This window comes from Halomonas sp. GD1P12 (assembly GCF_025725645.1).
GTDB lineage: Bacteria > Pseudomonadota > Gammaproteobacteria > Pseudomonadales > Halomonadaceae > Vreelandella.
This window is the reverse complement of the sequence record NZ_CP107007.1, coordinates 1,348,288-1,363,046: the sequence shown is the minus strand read 5'-3', so window position 1 is coordinate 1,363,046 and position 14,759 is coordinate 1,348,288. Positions and strand designations below refer to the sequence as shown.

At 62.2% G+C, this 14,759-nt stretch carries 17 protein-coding genes; 6 read left to right on the top strand and 11 right to left on the bottom strand.

What is annotated here, in order from left to right; all coding sequences use genetic code 11:
• Positions 1 to 41: 41 nt before the first annotated feature.
• Together putP and OCT39_RS06330 are read left to right on the top strand one after the other, a co-directional pair.
• A complete protein-coding gene (gene putP, locus OCT39_RS06335; RefSeq protein WP_263586817.1) occupies positions 42 to 1,532 on the top strand; it encodes a sodium/proline symporter PutP in 1,491 nt (496 codons plus the stop codon).
• A 153-nt stretch (positions 1,533 to 1,685) separates the two neighbouring features.
• Positions 1,686 to 2,324 (top strand): OmpW/AlkL family protein, encoded by a 639-nt coding sequence (locus OCT39_RS06330; protein ID WP_263586816.1) that lies wholly within the window; start codon positions 1,686 to 1,688, stop codon positions 2,322 to 2,324.
• 91 nt (positions 2,325 to 2,415) lie between these two features.
• Here OCT39_RS06330 and OCT39_RS06325 read toward each other — a convergent pair whose 3' ends face one another.
• On the bottom strand, positions 2,416 to 2,748 hold the full coding sequence (locus tag OCT39_RS06325; RefSeq protein WP_263586815.1) for a YqcC family protein: 333 nt from the start codon (positions 2,746 to 2,748) through the stop codon (positions 2,416 to 2,418).
• A gap of 288 nt (positions 2,749 to 3,036) precedes the next feature.
• Here OCT39_RS06325 and OCT39_RS06320 point away from each other — a divergent pair, with 288 nt between their 5' ends.
• The 4 genes from OCT39_RS06320 (at position 3,037) to OCT39_RS06305 (ending at position 6,146) form a co-directional block, all read left to right on the top strand.
• Complete coding sequence (locus OCT39_RS06320; RefSeq protein ID WP_263586814.1) at positions 3,037 to 4,071, top strand: DUF3549 family protein; 1,035 nt, start codon at positions 3,037 to 3,039, stop codon at positions 4,069 to 4,071.
• Positions 4,072 to 4,223: 152 nt separating this feature from the next.
• On the top strand, positions 4,224 to 4,664 hold the full coding sequence (locus tag OCT39_RS06315; RefSeq protein WP_263586813.1) for an ATP-dependent zinc protease: 441 nt from the start codon (positions 4,224 to 4,226) through the stop codon (positions 4,662 to 4,664).
• 38 nt (positions 4,665 to 4,702) lie between these two features.
• A complete protein-coding gene (gene rimK / locus OCT39_RS06310; RefSeq protein ID WP_263586812.1) occupies positions 4,703 to 5,611 on the top strand; it encodes a 30S ribosomal protein S6--L-glutamate ligase in 909 nt (302 codons plus the stop codon).
• Positions 5,612 to 5,699: 88 nt separating this feature from the next.
• Positions 5,700 to 6,146, top strand: coding sequence for a hypothetical protein (locus OCT39_RS06305; protein ID WP_252109740.1), 447 nt, complete (start codon positions 5,700 to 5,702; stop codon positions 6,144 to 6,146).
• Between the two features lie 12 nt (positions 6,147 to 6,158).
• Here OCT39_RS06305 and OCT39_RS06300 read toward each other — a convergent pair whose 3' ends face one another.
• The 10 genes from OCT39_RS06300 to OCT39_RS06255 all read right to left on the bottom strand — a co-directional run bounded on the left by OCT39_RS06300 (position 6,159) and on the right by OCT39_RS06255 (position 14,695).
• Positions 6,159 to 6,956: a vancomycin high temperature exclusion protein gene (locus OCT39_RS06300; protein WP_263586811.1), complete on the bottom strand. Its 798-nt coding sequence runs from the start codon at positions 6,954 to 6,956 to the stop codon at positions 6,159 to 6,161.
• A 21-nt stretch (positions 6,957 to 6,977) separates the two neighbouring features.
• Entirely contained in the window at positions 6,978 to 7,547 is a 570-nt protein-coding gene (sufT, locus tag OCT39_RS06295) for a putative Fe-S cluster assembly protein SufT (protein ID WP_263586810.1), read from the bottom strand.
• A 5-nt stretch (positions 7,548 to 7,552) separates the two neighbouring features.
• Complete coding sequence (locus tag OCT39_RS06290) at positions 7,553 to 8,818, bottom strand: cysteine desulfurase (RefSeq protein ID WP_263586809.1); 1,266 nt, start codon at positions 8,816 to 8,818, stop codon at positions 7,553 to 7,555.
• A gap of 25 nt (positions 8,819 to 8,843) precedes the next feature.
• Positions 8,844 to 10,184: a Fe-S cluster assembly protein SufD gene (gene sufD, locus OCT39_RS06285; protein WP_263586808.1), complete on the bottom strand. Its 1,341-nt coding sequence runs from the start codon at positions 10,182 to 10,184 to the stop codon at positions 8,844 to 8,846.
• Complete coding sequence (gene sufC, locus OCT39_RS06280; RefSeq protein WP_263586807.1) at positions 10,181 to 10,930, bottom strand: Fe-S cluster assembly ATPase SufC; 750 nt, start codon at positions 10,928 to 10,930, stop codon at positions 10,181 to 10,183. Before sufC ends, sufD begins: the two co-directional genes overlap by 4 nt.
• 82 nt (positions 10,931 to 11,012) lie before the next feature.
• Positions 11,013 to 12,455, bottom strand: coding sequence for a Fe-S cluster assembly protein SufB (sufB, locus tag OCT39_RS06275; RefSeq protein WP_263586806.1), 1,443 nt, complete (start codon positions 12,453 to 12,455; stop codon positions 11,013 to 11,015).
• Between the two features lie 69 nt (positions 12,456 to 12,524).
• Positions 12,525 to 12,989: an SUF system Fe-S cluster assembly regulator gene (locus OCT39_RS06270; RefSeq protein WP_263586805.1), complete on the bottom strand. Its 465-nt coding sequence runs from the start codon at positions 12,987 to 12,989 to the stop codon at positions 12,525 to 12,527.
• A 225-nt stretch (positions 12,990 to 13,214) separates the two neighbouring features.
• The gene (locus OCT39_RS06265) at positions 13,215 to 13,553 is read right to left on the bottom strand and encodes a zinc ribbon domain-containing protein YjdM (RefSeq protein WP_263586804.1); all 339 of its coding nucleotides are present in this window, start codon (positions 13,551 to 13,553) and stop codon (positions 13,215 to 13,217) included.
• 66 nt (positions 13,554 to 13,619) lie between these two features.
• Positions 13,620 to 14,093, bottom strand: a complete 474-nt coding sequence (locus OCT39_RS06260; RefSeq protein ID WP_263586803.1) for a YbhB/YbcL family Raf kinase inhibitor-like protein — start codon at positions 14,091 to 14,093, stop codon at positions 13,620 to 13,622.
• 59 nt (positions 14,094 to 14,152) lie between these two features.
• On the bottom strand, positions 14,153 to 14,695 hold the full coding sequence (locus tag OCT39_RS06255) for a hypothetical protein (protein ID WP_263586802.1): 543 nt from the start codon (positions 14,693 to 14,695) through the stop codon (positions 14,153 to 14,155).
• Positions 14,696 to 14,759 lie beyond the last annotated feature (64 nt).

The window sequence follows — 14,759 nt, the reverse complement described above, 5'->3', positions numbered from 1 at the left end:
AGTCGCGCCGATCTTTACTTAAAATCCAAAGGGGAACTTCCATGGCTATTGGCGTGTGGATCAGTCTTTTCGCTTATTTTGCGCTCATGGTGGGCATCGGCCTCTATGCCATGCGCACCTCGACCTCCACCTCCGAGGACTACGTGCTCGGCGGGCGAACCTTGAGTCCGAAAGTAGCCGCGCTCTCCGCCGGCGCCTCGGACATGAGCGGCTGGCTGCTGTTGGGCCTGCCCGGGGCGATGTTCGTCTCGGGGCTGGGCTCGGCCTGGATCGGTATCGGCCTGTTCGTGGGCGCGTTTTTCAACTGGCTGTTGGTGGCACCGCGCCTGCGTGAGCAGACCGTGCATTACGGCAACGCCATCACCATTCCGGCGTTTTTGGCCAACCGCTTTCCGACGCGGGCGCTGTCGCTTCGCACGGTGTCGGCAATCGTCATCGTGGTCTTCTTCGCGGTCTATACCGCATCGGGCCTGGTCGCCGGTGGGCGGCTGTTCGAGAGCGCTTTCGCCGGGGTGATCAACCTGGGTGGGTTCAGCGACTACGGTACCGGCATCATCATCACGCTCGGCGTGGTGCTGGTCTATACCGTGGTCGGCGGCTTTCTTGCGGTCAGCCTGACGGACTTCGTGCAGGGCTGTATCATGATGCTGGCGCTGATCATCATGCCGGCGGTGGTGCTGTTCGGCGAAGGCGGCGGCGGCTTCACTCAGGCCTCGCAAACCCTCAACGAGGTCGACCCGACGCTGCTCTCCTGGACGGACGGGCTCACCTTCATCGGCTGGCTCTCCGCAGTCACCTGGGGGCTTGGTTACTTCGGTCAGCCGCACATCATCGTGCGCTTCATGGCCATTCGCAGCCTCAAGGACGTGCCGATCGCACGCAACATCGGCATGAGCTGGATGGCGGTGTCGCTGATCGGTGCGGTATCGCTGGGTATCTTCGGGCGCGCCTACGCCATCCGTAACGGCATGGACGTGGAAAACCCGGAGACGATCTTCATCATCCTCGCAGACCTGCTCTTCCACCCGCTGATCACCGGCTTCCTCTACGCGGCGCTGCTGGCGGCGGTGATGAGTACCATTTCGAGCCAGCTGCTGGTCGCCTCGTCGTCGCTGACCGAAGACTTCTACCGGCTGTTCTTGCGCAAGGAGGCCTCCGAGAAAGAGACCGTGACCGTGGGCCGAGTGAGCGTGGCGCTGGTGGGGATCGTTGCCGCGATCATCGCCTCCGACCCGGAGTCTCAGGTACTGGGGCTGGTGAGTAACGCCTGGGCAGGTTTCGGCGCGGCCTTCGGTCCGCTGATTCTGCTGTCGCTGATGTGGTCGCGCACCAACGGCGCCGGTGCCATTGCCGGTATGGTGGTGGGTGCAGTGACCGTGATGCTCTGGATCACGCTGGGCTTCAACGCCGAATTTCTGGGCGGGCCGGGCATCTACGAGATCATCCCGGGCTTCATCGCCTCGTTCATCGCGATCATGGTGGTTAGTAGCGCCACTCGCGATGCCGGCGAGTATCGCCATATCGAACGCTAGTCGCCCAGACGCTTGCAAGGCCACCTTCGGGTGGCCTTTTTTGTACCCCGTCGCTTAAGTCGTTGAGCCAGATCAAAAAGGCCCTCTGCCGCTGGCGTTACGCTGTACCAACGCTATCAGCGCCAAACGTCACGCTATCACGAGGGAAGCATCATGGGTCGACTCTGGACTACCACTATCACTGCCACCGGGTTCGCCGCGGCCGCCCTCATTACCAGCACCCCGGCGCTGGCCTACGGCCAGGGCGATTTCTTCACCCGCATCGGGGTCGCCAAGGTCGCCCCTAAAAGTGATAACGGCACGCTCGATACGGCGCTGGGCGACCTTGGTGTCGATGTCGAGGATAAGTCGGGCTTCGCCTTTACACTCGGCTACCGTTTTCACGACAAGCTCGGCGTCGAGCTGCTCGCCGCCCTCCCCTTCGAGCACGACGTTCGCTTGAACGGCGACAACATCGCCTCGACCAAACACCTGCCACCGACGCTGACACTGCAGTACTACCCGCTCGGCGGCACCCAGTCGCGGGTTCAGCCTTACGTCGGCGCCGGGGTCAACTACACCCGTTTTTCAAGCGAGGAAGTAGATATCGACGGCGTGGGGCTGGCGCTGGACGACAGCTGGGGCGCGGCGGGACAGCTTGGACTCGATCTGATCATCGACGAGCACTGGAGCTTGAACGCTGCGGCCTGGTACCTGGATATCGAAAGCGACGCCACCGTGGCGGGAAGCGCGGCCGGCAGTATCGACATCGACCCGGTGGTGGTCATGGCGGGGATTGGCTACCGCTTCTAGCCCATGGATCGTTCAAACGCTTGCAAAAAGAAAGCCCGACGCTCGACGCCGGGCTTTTGGCATGCCAGTGCTTAACAGGTAAGCGGCATTTCTAGCCTTCGGTCACGACCTTGTCGACGCGCTCGACGGCCTGAACGACCAGCAGTTGATCGCTTGCGCGCACCTTCTCCTGCTGAAGATAGGCGGCGACCGCCGGGGCGACCTCGCACTTTGCCGGCATTCGCGCCTTGGCCTCGACCAGCGCGTCGAGTCTTGCGATGAAGACGAAGCGCAGCCACTGCGGCAGCGACATGGTATCGACGCAAAATGGCTGACGGCTCTCGAACGCCGGGGCATCCGGGGTGGGCATACGCCAGAGGCCGGCCGCCTTCATCGCGGCTTCGAGCTCGCGCAGCGACTGGTGAAGCGATGGATGTACGCTCATAAGCTCCTGGGGAGTCGGTGCATGAACGTGCCATTATCGCCTTTTCGCGCCCGCGTTGCCATGAGGGCGCGCATCGCTTTGCCGCCACTTTTACGGTTATCCACGGATTCACAGAAAACCTGCAAGAGGCTGTGGATAAACTATGGAAAGGTGACGAGACGCTTACGGCGATGGGCCCTGGGTCAAGTTGTTCAATTTTTGATCATCAAGAGGCGTCAGCGCGCAAACTCCGGCTGACACCGGGAGCGGCTCAAGGTAGAGTGCCCGTTCGCGAAAGGAAAGGATCACATGCAAGCACTGAATACCCTGGACGAGTTCTTTAAGCGAAGCGGCGCCGAGGTGGCCATTTACCATATGGGCCGACGCGTCACCCCGTGCCCGCGAGAGACGCTGGCCGCCTTCGAGCGCGGTGAGACGGCTTGGCCCATGCCCTGGCAGGGGCAGGCGCGCGTGGCCGTCGCGTTTCGCATCGGCGACATGGCCGAGCCCGCGATCTGGTTTCTCGCCTTTGCCCTCGACGAACAGGGCATGCTGTCGCCGGCTTCCCGCGACGGCTTTTTGAACCGCCTGGTGGAAACCCTGGGGCGTAACGTGGCAAACGTTGGTCAGAATGAGGCGAGCAGTGAGCACTTCATGCAGGACAACCCCCTGGCCTTCACCCCGAGCCTGCCGTTTCAGGCCATGCTCAACGCTCGCGCCACCTTCGACCAGCATCTTCCCGCCAGCCAGCACTTCGAGCCGGTGGAGGCTTACCTGAGCGGTCAGCAGACCATCGACTGGCAGGCATTGGGCCTTCAGGGTATTGCCGACTACACTGTGCGCAGCGACGCGCTCACCCAGCAACGCCTGGCCGATTCGATTACGGCAAACCAGTTTGAGCGCGATGTGATTCGCCCACTCTGTCAGTGTTTGGAACACTGCGCGCTCGACGAGCGGCTGGTAATGGCACTGATCGAGCGCGGCGAGCTTGCCGCAAGCGAAGGCGATATCGAAACGCTGTGCGCCTGCGTACGCGCGGTGGGCGCCAGTGAAAGCGCGGCCGTAGGGCGTTGGTATCTGGCGCTGCTCGAGGACTCAGCGGCGTGCGGGCCGGACGTACTGGCGGCGATCGCCGGGCGCGGCTGGGAGTGGCTAGAAGACGCCGAGCGGCTACCGCTGTTTCTGCACCGCCTGGCGGCGCGCGACGACACCGACTTCAACACCGCGGTGCGCGATATCGCGCTGGTTCCGCGGCTGCGGCTTCTGGTCCTCATGACGCTGCGCGATGCCCCCGAGGGCAGCGCCGTACAATCGCGGCTGGCGAAGTTGGCCCCGCGCCACTAACGTTAATGAAACCAGTCATAAATAAAGTCAGTCGTTAATAAAGTCAGCCGTTAATCAAGCCGGTGGTTGAAGCCAATCCGTTTTCGTAGCGATACCCGGGCCTTATCTGGAATTCGGCCCGGGCCTTCGACCCGGGCGCGCAAGGAGTGATCGTGAAGGAACTACCTTATCAGGCGAAAGCCGTCATCGGGCGTCGCGAAATGGTGACCCTGCCGGAACTTGGCCTGCATCTTTGCTGCAAGGCCGATACCGGCGCGCGCACCTCGGCGCTTCACGCCGAGGAGATCACGACCGAAGAGGACGAACACGGCCAGCTCTGGATCAGCTTTGTTACCCATAGCGGCGGGCCCGCCACGCCCTCGCACCGCTATACGCTCCATTTGCATGACCGGCGCCGCGTCACCAGCTCCAACGGCCACAGCGAGTGGCGCTACGTGATTCGCACGCCAGTGATACTGGGCGAGCTCAATTTCCCCGTCGAGCTAACGCTCACCGACCGCAGCAATATGCGCCATCCGATGCTGCTGGGTCGTCGCGCCATGCGCCGCCTGCTGGTCGCGCCGGGCGCCGCTTTTTTGCACGGCGAACCCTAAACCTGCACCTCTTATCGTGATCCGAACCGGAGCCCTGTATGCATATTGCCCTGCTTTCGCGTAACCGCAACCTCTACTCGACGCGCCGGCTCATCGAGGCCGCCGAGGCCCGTGGCCATACGGCTCGCGTGGTCGATACCCTGCGCTGCTACATGAGCATCGCCGCCCACCACCCGTCGATTCACTACAAGGGCGCCGAGATCGAGCGTTTCGACGCGGTCATTCCGCGTATCGGCGCCTCGGTCACCTTCTACGGCTGCGCGGTACTGCGCCAGTTCGAGATGATGGGTACTTACGTGGTCAACGATTCGGTGGCGATCACCCGCTCGCGCGACAAGCTGCGCTCGCTGCAGCTTCTCTCGCGCAAGGGGCTCGGGCTTCCGATCACGGGCTTTGCCCATTCACCGGATGACATTCCCGATTTAATCACCATGGTGAAAGGCGCGCCGCTGGTGATCAAGCTGCTCGAAGGTACCCAGGGAATCGGCGTGGTGCTCGCCGAGACCAACCAGGCCGCGGAGTCGGTGGTGCAGGCGTTCATGGGCATGAAGGCCAACATCATGGTGCAGGAGTACATCAAGGAGGCCAAGGGCGCCGACATTCGCTGCTTCGTGATCGGCGACAAGGTGGTGGCGGCGATGAAGCGCCAGGCCGCCGAAGGCGAGTTTCGCTCCAATTTGCACCGTGGCGGTACCGCCAGCGTCATCCGTATTACGCCGGAGGAGCGCTCGACGGCGATCCGCGCCGCCAAGGCGATGGGACTTCAGGTCGCAGGGGTGGATCTTCTACGCGCCAACCACGGCCCGGTAATCATGGAGGTCAACTCCTCGCCCGGGCTTCAGGGTATCGAAACCGCGACGGGCAAGGACATCGCCGGGCTGATCATCGAGCAGATCGAGAAAAACGCGGCCCCATCGCGCAAGGCCCCGCCCAAGCCTAAAGGTTAAGGTAAAACCGCTAAAATAATCCGCTCAAGGGGTGGCAAATCCCGGCCACCCCCGCCACAATTTGCGTCACCGAAGGAGGTAGACGCTCATGTTTCTTGATAATCGCCAGGTGGCGATGGACAGCGTGCTGGAAGCGCTGGCCGACAGTATTGACTATTTCCAGGATAACCTTGAACGCCTGCGTCCCTCGCTGCGTGACAGCCTCAAACCGTACTACGCCGCCAGGCTCAAACAGATGCGCCAGCTACAGTCGCTTGCGCGCACCCATCTCAAGATGCTGCCTCGCGATGCCGACGTCGAACGCGACGACTTTCTGTGGCTTTGGAGTCGGCTAAAAAGCTTCGTGGGTAACGACAGCCAAGTGCTGATCAACGAGCTGCTGGAGCAGGAGCGGGTGCTGATGCAGGCGCTCTCCACGCTCTTCACCCACCCGCTGCCCGAGCCGATCGAACCGGTGATCGATGCCGCGATGAAAGCGTGTCGCGAGCTGATTCGCGAGCTCTACAGCCTGCAAAAGCAGCGCGCCAAACGCTGAGCTTTTGAACGTTTACCGAGCGGGCTTCTTCGGTGCCTGGCGCTCGAGCGTTGCATCGCCCTCTTCCAGCGCGGCGTCCTTTAAAGAGAGTACGACCGGCAGCCGGTAGACCAGCGGTACGTAGCCGGCCTCTTGCGCCTCGCCGGGGCCCACCTCGATGGGCTCCGCCGGGCCGAGAAAGTGGGGCGCGCGCCTCCAAAGATAAAGATCGCCCAGGGTAGCCACTCGGGCGGCGACTTCGCGAAGCCGCAAGCGCCACTCCCCCGCCGCCCGGCGCTGCTCCGCCACGCACCCCGTCACCTCCATCCCCAGCGACCGGCCGATGTAAACCGCCCGCGGCAGATGCCAGCTTTGGGTCACCAGCACCGCCTCATTGAGCTGGAAGACGTCCTTCGCCCGCGCCAAGGTGTCGTAGGTACTGAAGCCGGCGAAATCCAGCGTCATCTGCGTGGACGGTACACCGCGGCGGTGAAGGTCGCGCCACATGGCTCGCGGCTCGTTATAGGCCTGGGTGCGGTTATCGCCGGAAAGTAGCAGGTGATTGACGCGCTCGCGCGCGATCAAATCCGCGGAGGTGCGCATGCGGGCGTTGAAGTGCGGGTTTCGAAGCCCGCTGCGAGTCCAGTTCGAGGTGCCGAATACCACCGCCACGTCACTTGTACGGCACTGGGCCACGGGCCGGTCGATATAGCGGGCGGTGCTGGCCAACACCCAAACGTTGCCGGCTATAAACACGAATGCCGCCAGCAGCAAAAGCGCTGCCAGCGATATCAGTAGCCACTTGATCGTGCGTTTCACGAAACTAGCCATTCAGCAGCGCCCCGGCCGCCCTTAGAACATGCCGAGCTCAAGCTTGGCCTCGTCGCTCATCATGTCCCGACTCCAGGGCGGGCTGAAGACGATCTCGGTATGCACCTTCGAGATCTGCGGCGCGCCGAGGATCTTGCTGCGCGCGTCGGCGGCGATCACCTCGCCCATACCACAGCCAGGGGCGGTCAGCGTCATGCGAACGGTCACCATCCGTTCGCCGCTGATCAGCCGGTCGATGCGACAGCCGTAGACCAGCCCCAGATCGACGATGTTGACCGGAATCTCCGGGTCGAAGCAGGTTTTGAGCTGATCCCAGACGAACGCCTCGATCTCCGCCTCGGAGGCCGACTCATCGAGTGTCGGTGTGGGCAGGGACTCGAGCCCCAGCGCGTCCAGGTGGCGCCCCTCGATCAGGTAGAGCCGCCCTTCGAAGCCCACGCTGACCGTGCTGCCCTTGGCCTGCATGACGCTGACCTCGCTATCCTCGGCCAGCGTCTGGGTGGTGCCAAAGGGAATGGCAATTGCCTCGACATCACGCTGCAGCGGCAATTTCTGGCCTCGGGTCAGGCTTGCGATTTGCTCGATATCCATAGGCGTTATCTCACCATTTTAATGACACGTTCGAGCGCCGCCACGAACGTGTCGACCTCCTCGAGCGTATTATACGCCGCAAAGGAGGCGCGGCACGTCGCCTCGACCCCGAAATGGTGTAAAAGCGGCTGCGCGCAGTGGTGGCCGGTGCGAATGGCAACGCCCAACTGGTCGATCAAAAGCCCGATATCCTGGGAATGGGCGCCGTCGACGACGAACGACAGCACCCCGGCCTTGTTCGGTGCGGTACCGATGATGTTGAGCCCATCGATCTGGCTTACCCGCTCGGTGGCGTGGGCCAAAAGCGCGCTTTCCCACTGACCGATCGCCTCGATCCCCACGCTTTCGACCCAGCCAAGCGCTTCGCCCATGGCGATCACCTCGGCAATTGCCGGCGTGCCCGCCTCGAACTTGTGCGGCGTCTCGGCGAAGGTCGTGCCAGAGGGCTCGAACGAGACGGTCTTGATCATCTCGCCGCCGCCCTGCCAGGGCGGCATCGAATCGAGCAGCGCCTTCTTGCCGTAGAGCACGCCCGCGCCGGTCGGCCCGTATACCTTGTGCCCGGAGAAGGCGTAGAAGTCGGCGTCCAGATCCTGCACGTCGATCTTCTGGTGCGGCGCGGCCTGGGCGCCGTCGACCAGTATCAGCGCCCCCTGCTGGTGGGCAAGCCTTGCCATCTCCTTGATGGGGTTGATGGTGCCCAGAGCGTTGGAGACGTGGTTCACCGCCACGAGTTTGGTGCGCTCGTTCAGAAGCCCGCGGTAAGCGCGGATATCGAGCGCGCCGCGCTCGTCGACCGGAATCACCTTGAGGGTAAAACCACGCTCGGCGGCCAGAAGCTGCCAGGGCACGATGTTGGAGTGGTGCTCCAGCATCGAGATCAGCACCTCGTCACCGGCGCTCAGATTCTGGCGCCCCCAGCTCTGCGCCACCAGGTTGATCGCCTCGGTGGTGCCGCGGGTAAAGATGACCTGACGCGAATCCTCGGCGTTCAAAAACGCCTGAACCCGGGCACGGGTGCCTTCGAACGCCGCCGTCGCCTCGTCGGCCAGCGTATGCAGGCCGCGATGGATATTGGCGTTGTAACGCGTGTAGTAGTGGTTGAACACGTCGATCACGCGCGAAGGCGTTTGGCTGGTCGCCGCGTTATCCAGATACACCAGGGGCTTTCCGTGAACCTCGCGAGCGAGTATCGGAAACTCATCGCGCAGCGCCTTCAAATCGAAAGGCGCCTGGACGGCAGGACGCACATCAATGGCGGTGTCAGGCATGGCTCGCTCCTTGGTGATTAAGCGCTTACTCGTTGAGGGCGGCGGCGATCTCGACCAGCCCCGCCAGGTTGAAGCGCTCGGGCAGTTTGCCCGCCACGGCGAGCTCGACGCGCTCGCTGATCTCATCGAGCGTAACCTGCTCGAGCACCTCACCGGCGAAAGCCAGCGTCAGCAAACCGCGTGCGGTGGCCTCGTCGATACCGCGGGTGCGCAGCGCATAGACCGCCTCTTCGTCGAGCTGGCCGGTCGTGGTGCCGTGAGAGCACTTGACGTCGTCGGCGTAGATCTCGAGCTCCGGTTTGGCATCGATGTGGGCACGGTCCGAGAGCAGCAGGTTCTGGTTGCTCTGAAAGCCTTCGATCTTCTGGCTGTCGCGCTTGACGTAAACGCGGCCGTTGAACACGCCGTGAGCGCGGTCACCGAGAATGCCCTTGTAGTTCTCGTTGGAGAACGTCAGCGGCGCGTTGTGGTTCACCTTGGTGTGGTTGTCCACGTGCTGGCGACCCTGGCCAAAGAACAGCCCGTACAGGTTGGTATAAGCGTTTTCGCCGTTGAGATCAGCGATGATGTCGTTACGCGCAAGCGCCCCGCCAAGGTTCAGGTTATACGAGGTGTAGACGCTGTCGCGGCTTTGCTCCACGTGAATGCTCGCCACGTGGAAATCGCCGATCGGCGCTTCCTGAAGCTTGTAGTGGGTCAGGATCGCGCCGCGATCGAGCATCAGCTCCGCCACCACGTTGGTGAAGTTGGCGGCATTCGCTTCGCCGGCGTAGTGCTCGATCACCGTCGCTTCACTGCGACCGCCCGCCTCGACGAGAATGCGCGGGTGGCACATGACCGCCTCACCTTCGCGGGAGAGAAACTGCAAAACGATCGGCTTGTCGACCACGGTGTTGGGTGCGATGCGTACCACCGCGCCCTCTTCCATGAATGCCGTGTTGAGCGCGGCGAACGCCGAGAAGTCGACGCTGGTCAGCCGACCAAGCGGCCCGCCGACCGCTTCGTGGTTCTCTTCCAGGGCTTTCGAGAGCGGCAGCACCTGAACGCCCTGGGGCAGCGCATCGATATCGGAAAGCTTCGGTGCGAAAACGCCGTCGACGAAGGAAAGGCGATACGCTTCGACCGGCAGTGTCAGCGTTGCCGCCTGGGCCTGGGAGAACTCGCCATCGTCGGCAAGTTTGAAGTGGCCCTGAGCAATGGCGCGCACGTCGGTGTACTTCCACTCCTCGTCGCGGCGGGTGGGAAAGCCCATCGCCTCGAAGCGGGCCGCGCCCGCCTGGCGGCGGGCGGCGATCCAGCTCGGCTCGCCGCTGTAGTTGACGCTGCGCGTTTTTAGCGTATCCAAAAACGTCTGGGTATCGCTCATGCCACGGACTCCTCGATACCTTCGTATCCGTTCGCCTCGAGGGATTTGGCAAGCTCGGCGTCGCCGGTCTTGACGATGCGGCCATTGACCAGCACGTGCACCTTGTCCGGCACGATGTAGTCGAGAAGACGCTGGTAGTGCGTGACCAGCAAAATGGCGCGATCCTCGGCGCGCAGGCTGTTGACGCCGTCGGCCACGACTTTCATGGCGTCGATGTCGAGTCCTGAGTCGATCTCGTCGAGCATCGCCAGTTTCGGCTGAAGTACCAGCATCTGGAGGATCTCGTTACGCTTTTTCTCGCCGCCGGAGAAGCCTTCGTTGACCGCACGCTGCAGAAAGCTTGCGTCCATCTTCATGAAACCAAGCTTCTCTTTAACCAGCTTCATGAACTCGGGCGCGGGCATTTCGCCTTCACCGCGAGCAGCGCGCTGGGCATTGAGCGCCGACTTCAGCAGATAGATGTTCTTGACCCCCGGAATCTCGACCGGGTACTGGAAACCGAGCAGCAGGCCCGCCTGGGCGCGCTCTTCGATTTCCATCTCCAGCACGTCCTTGCCTTCGAACGTGATGCTGCCCTGGGTCACTTCATAGCCATCCTTACCGGCGATGACCGCCGATAGAGTCGACTTGCCGGCGCCATTGGGGCCCATAATGGCGTGAACTTCGCCGGCGTTGATGGTCAGCGTCAGGCCCTTGAGGATTTCGTTGCCTTCGACGGTGACGTGTAAATCGGTAACTTCCAACATGGTAATAACCCTTCAAAATCCAGCGAGTCGCAGGTGCGACGCTTAAACAACAGGTAGTGGCGAAAAATGCTGGCGTCGGCGCTTAGCCGACCGCGCCTTCCAGCGTCACGTTCAAAAGCGCCTCGGCTTCGACGGCGAACTCCATCGGCAGCTCCTGGAAGACGTCCTTGCAGAAGCCGTTGACGATCATGCTCACCGCGTCCTCTTCACTGATACCCCGGCTCTGGCAGTAGAAGAGCTGGTCTTCGCCGATCTTCGAGGTCGTCGCTTCGTGTTCGATTTTCGCGGTGGAGTTGCCGATCTCCTGATACGGGAAGGTGTGCGCCCCGCAGGTATCGCCAATCAACAGTGAGTCGCACTGGGTGAAATTACGCGCGCCCTTGGCTCTGGGGCCGATCTTGACGAGTCCACGGTAGGACTGATCGCTACGCCCGGCGGAGATGCCCTTGGCGACGATGTAGGAGCGCGTACCCTCGCCCACGTGAATCATCTTGGTGCCGGTATCTGCCTGCTGGCGACCGTTGGTGACTGCAACGGAGTAAAACTCGCCGATGCTGTCCTTGCCGCGCAGTACGCACGAGGGGTATTTCCAGGTGATCGCCGAGCCGGTTTCGACCTGGGTCCAGCTAATGCGCGCGCGATCACCGCGGCACTCGCCGCGCTTGGTGACGAAGTTGTAGATACCGCCGACACCGTTCTCGTCGCCCGGGTACCAGTTCTGCACGGTGGAGTACTTGATGTAGGCGTCATCGAGCGCCACGAGTTCGACCACCGCGGCGTGGAGCTGATTCTCGTCGCGCATCGGCGCGGTGCAGCCCTCGAGATACGACACCGTGGCCCGGCTTTCGCAGACGATCAGGGTGCGCTCGAACTGGCCGGTATTGGCGGCGTTGATACGGAAGTAGGTCGAGAGCTCCATCGGGCAGGTCACGCCTTCCGGCACGAACACGAAGGAGCCGTCGGTGAACACCGCCGAGTTGAGCGCGGCGAAGTAGTTATCCGCCTTGGGTACGACGGTGCCCAGGTACTGTTTGACCAGCTCCGGATAGTCGCGGATCGCCTCCGAAATCGAGCAGAAGATCACGCCCGCCTCGGCCAGCTGCTTTTTGAACGTGGTCGCCACCGACACCGAGTCGAACACCGCGTCCACGGCCACACCGGCAAGGGCCGCTCGCTCGTGCAGCGGAATGCCAAGCTTTTCGTAGGTTTCCAAAAGCTTGGGGTCGACTTCGTCGAGACTCTGCGGGCGGTCTTCCGGGCGCTTGGGCGCGCTGAAATACGAGATCGCCTGGTAGTCGATCGGCGGGTAATCCAGGTGCGCCCAGGAAGGCTCTTTCATTTTGAGCCACTGACGGTAGGCGTCCAGGCGCCACTCGAGCATCCACTCTGGCTCGCCTTTCTTGTTGGAAATAAAGGCGATGGTGTTTTCGTCCAAACCAGGTGGCAGCGTGTCGCTCTCGATGTCGGTCACAAAGCCATCTTTGTATTCGCGACGAACCAGCTGTTCCATCTCTTCGCTTGCCATGGTCGTACCCTCCAGGCCGTTGGGTGGCGAGCCTGCTCGCCGTCCATAAAGTTAACGCCTTTGCGTGTCTTAAGCAGACACCGCCGACAGGCTGATCGTTTGAATAGGTAGCGCAATAGGCAGTTTGATCGGTGAGGTATCGGCCAGATGCGAAAGCGTGACGCTCTCGAGGAGCGTGCGCAGCGCAATCGACACCCGCTGCCAGTTGTCGGAGACGCCACAGCTGCCCGCAAGCTCGCACTCGCCTTCGGCATGGCTACACTCGGTCATCGCCACCGGCCCTTCGATGGCGGCAATGATGTCCGCCGCGGTAATTTGGGAGGCGGGGCGCGCAAGCCGGTAGCCGCCCTGAGCGCCACGCTGGGACGTCAAAAGCCCCGCCTTCGCCAGCATCTTGAGCGTTTTGCTCACCGTGGGGTGAGGCAGGTTGACGGTGCCGGCCAGGTCCGCCGCCGCGTGCGGCGTTTCCGGGTGGCGGGCAATTTGGGCCATCACCACCGCTGCGTAATCTGTCAGCCGAGAAAGCTTTAGCATTGAGGCTCCCGATGGGGGTCGCTTTCGATTGAGGACCATTTTAGTCCTGTATGAAAATGATGTGAAGCCCCGGACTCGCCTATTCAACGAAAAGCGGCGTTTTCGTGCACGTTCGCCGCCAATAGAACCATAAAAGCCAATCATTCTCATTTGTAAGTACTATTATAAGTACTATCGAACCGACGCAAAAAGGCCCGCCAAATGGCGGGCCCCGTATCGATTACGTCAGGCTTTTTTGACGAACTGCGACTTGAGCTTCATCGGGCCGATCCCGTCGACCTTGCAGTCGATGTCATGATCGCCGTCGACCAAGCGGATGTTCTTGACCCGGGTGCCGACCTTGACCACCGAGGAGCTCCCCTTGAGCTTCAGATCCTTGATGACCGTGACGGTATCGCCATCGACGAGCGGGTTGCCGTTGGCGTCGCGTACCACGCTTTCAGTCTGTACCTCTGCCTCACCGGTTTTGGACCACTCGTTACCGCACTCCGGGCAGACGTACTGCAGGCCATCATCGTAGGTATAGGCGGAATGGCAGGCGGGACAGTTGGGCAGCTCGCTCATCGAAGGCTCCATCGCGGGAAAACAAAGCGAGGGAGCCTACACACATTGCGCCCGTCACACCAGCACTTAGCGCTGGTAGGTACCGACCAGGCGGTTCATACCGAGAAGATGCGGCTCGATTTCGGTGAGCAGTTCCGACAGCGTCAGCCCCTCGGGTAGCGAGGTCTGTTGATCCAGCGCCAGCACCCAAAAGTAATAGAGGTGTTTACCATGATTTTCCGGCGGCATGGGGCCGGCGTAGCCGGGTTTATCGAAATCGTTATTGCCGGCGGTGCCGGTGGTAGCGCTCTCTGGAAGCTCGGACAAATCGCCTGGCAGGTTGTATAAAAGCCAGTGAACGAAACCGTAGCCGCCGTTTTTGACCAGCGGCGCGTCCGGGTCATGGCAAATCACTGCAAAGCCTTTCGTGCCTTCCGGGGCGCCCTGCCAGGCAAGCGCCGGCGAGACATCGTCGCCCTCGCCGGTGTACTGGGCGGGTATCGGCTGGTGATCAGAAAAAGCGGGGCTGGTGACTTGCATCGTGGATAGCGCAAAGGCCATGTGAAAGCTCCTTCAAGTGTCGTCCATGTAAGCGGGCGCCGTCCCGCGGTTTTAGTGCGTTAGTACGTGGCGGGCAGCGCCAGCGCATCGGCGTGCTGCTGCTGCCACTGGCGAGCCGTGGCCACGTTGTCGGCGTTGGTGTTTGGGTCGAGCGCCCCATCAAGGGTAATCGTGTCGCCGCGGGTTCTGGCCATCAAGAGCGGGTCCTGGGTGGCGAGCTCCAGCGCGTAAAGCGCGAGCATCAGCTCAAAATCGTCTCGAGTATCGAGGCGGGCCAGCAACAGCGGCACCGCCGGCAGACCGATCTCGCCGAGCTTCTCGGCGGCGACATAGCGGGGCCCGTGGCTGCCCGGCGCGACAAAGCGCGGATCCGACAGTCGGCTAACGAAGTAGGCCGCCCGCTCTTCGGGGCTGGTGGCCAGCGGCGGCTCCCAGTAGATATCGGTCATGCCGTAGCGAGGCATCGTCGTGTAGCCCGTGCTGGTGCTTTGCGGCGTTTCTGGCGCTGTTGCCGGCGTGGCCGGCGGTGGCGTGCGGCCTGCGCAGCCGGCCAATAAAGCGGCGACGGCGAGCGCCAGTACGGCACGTGCGCGTTTTCCCATGTTCATCACGTTTTCTCAGGCCCTTCTCTCATGTCAAGGCGTAGCGATTGGGTGAAGGCCGCCG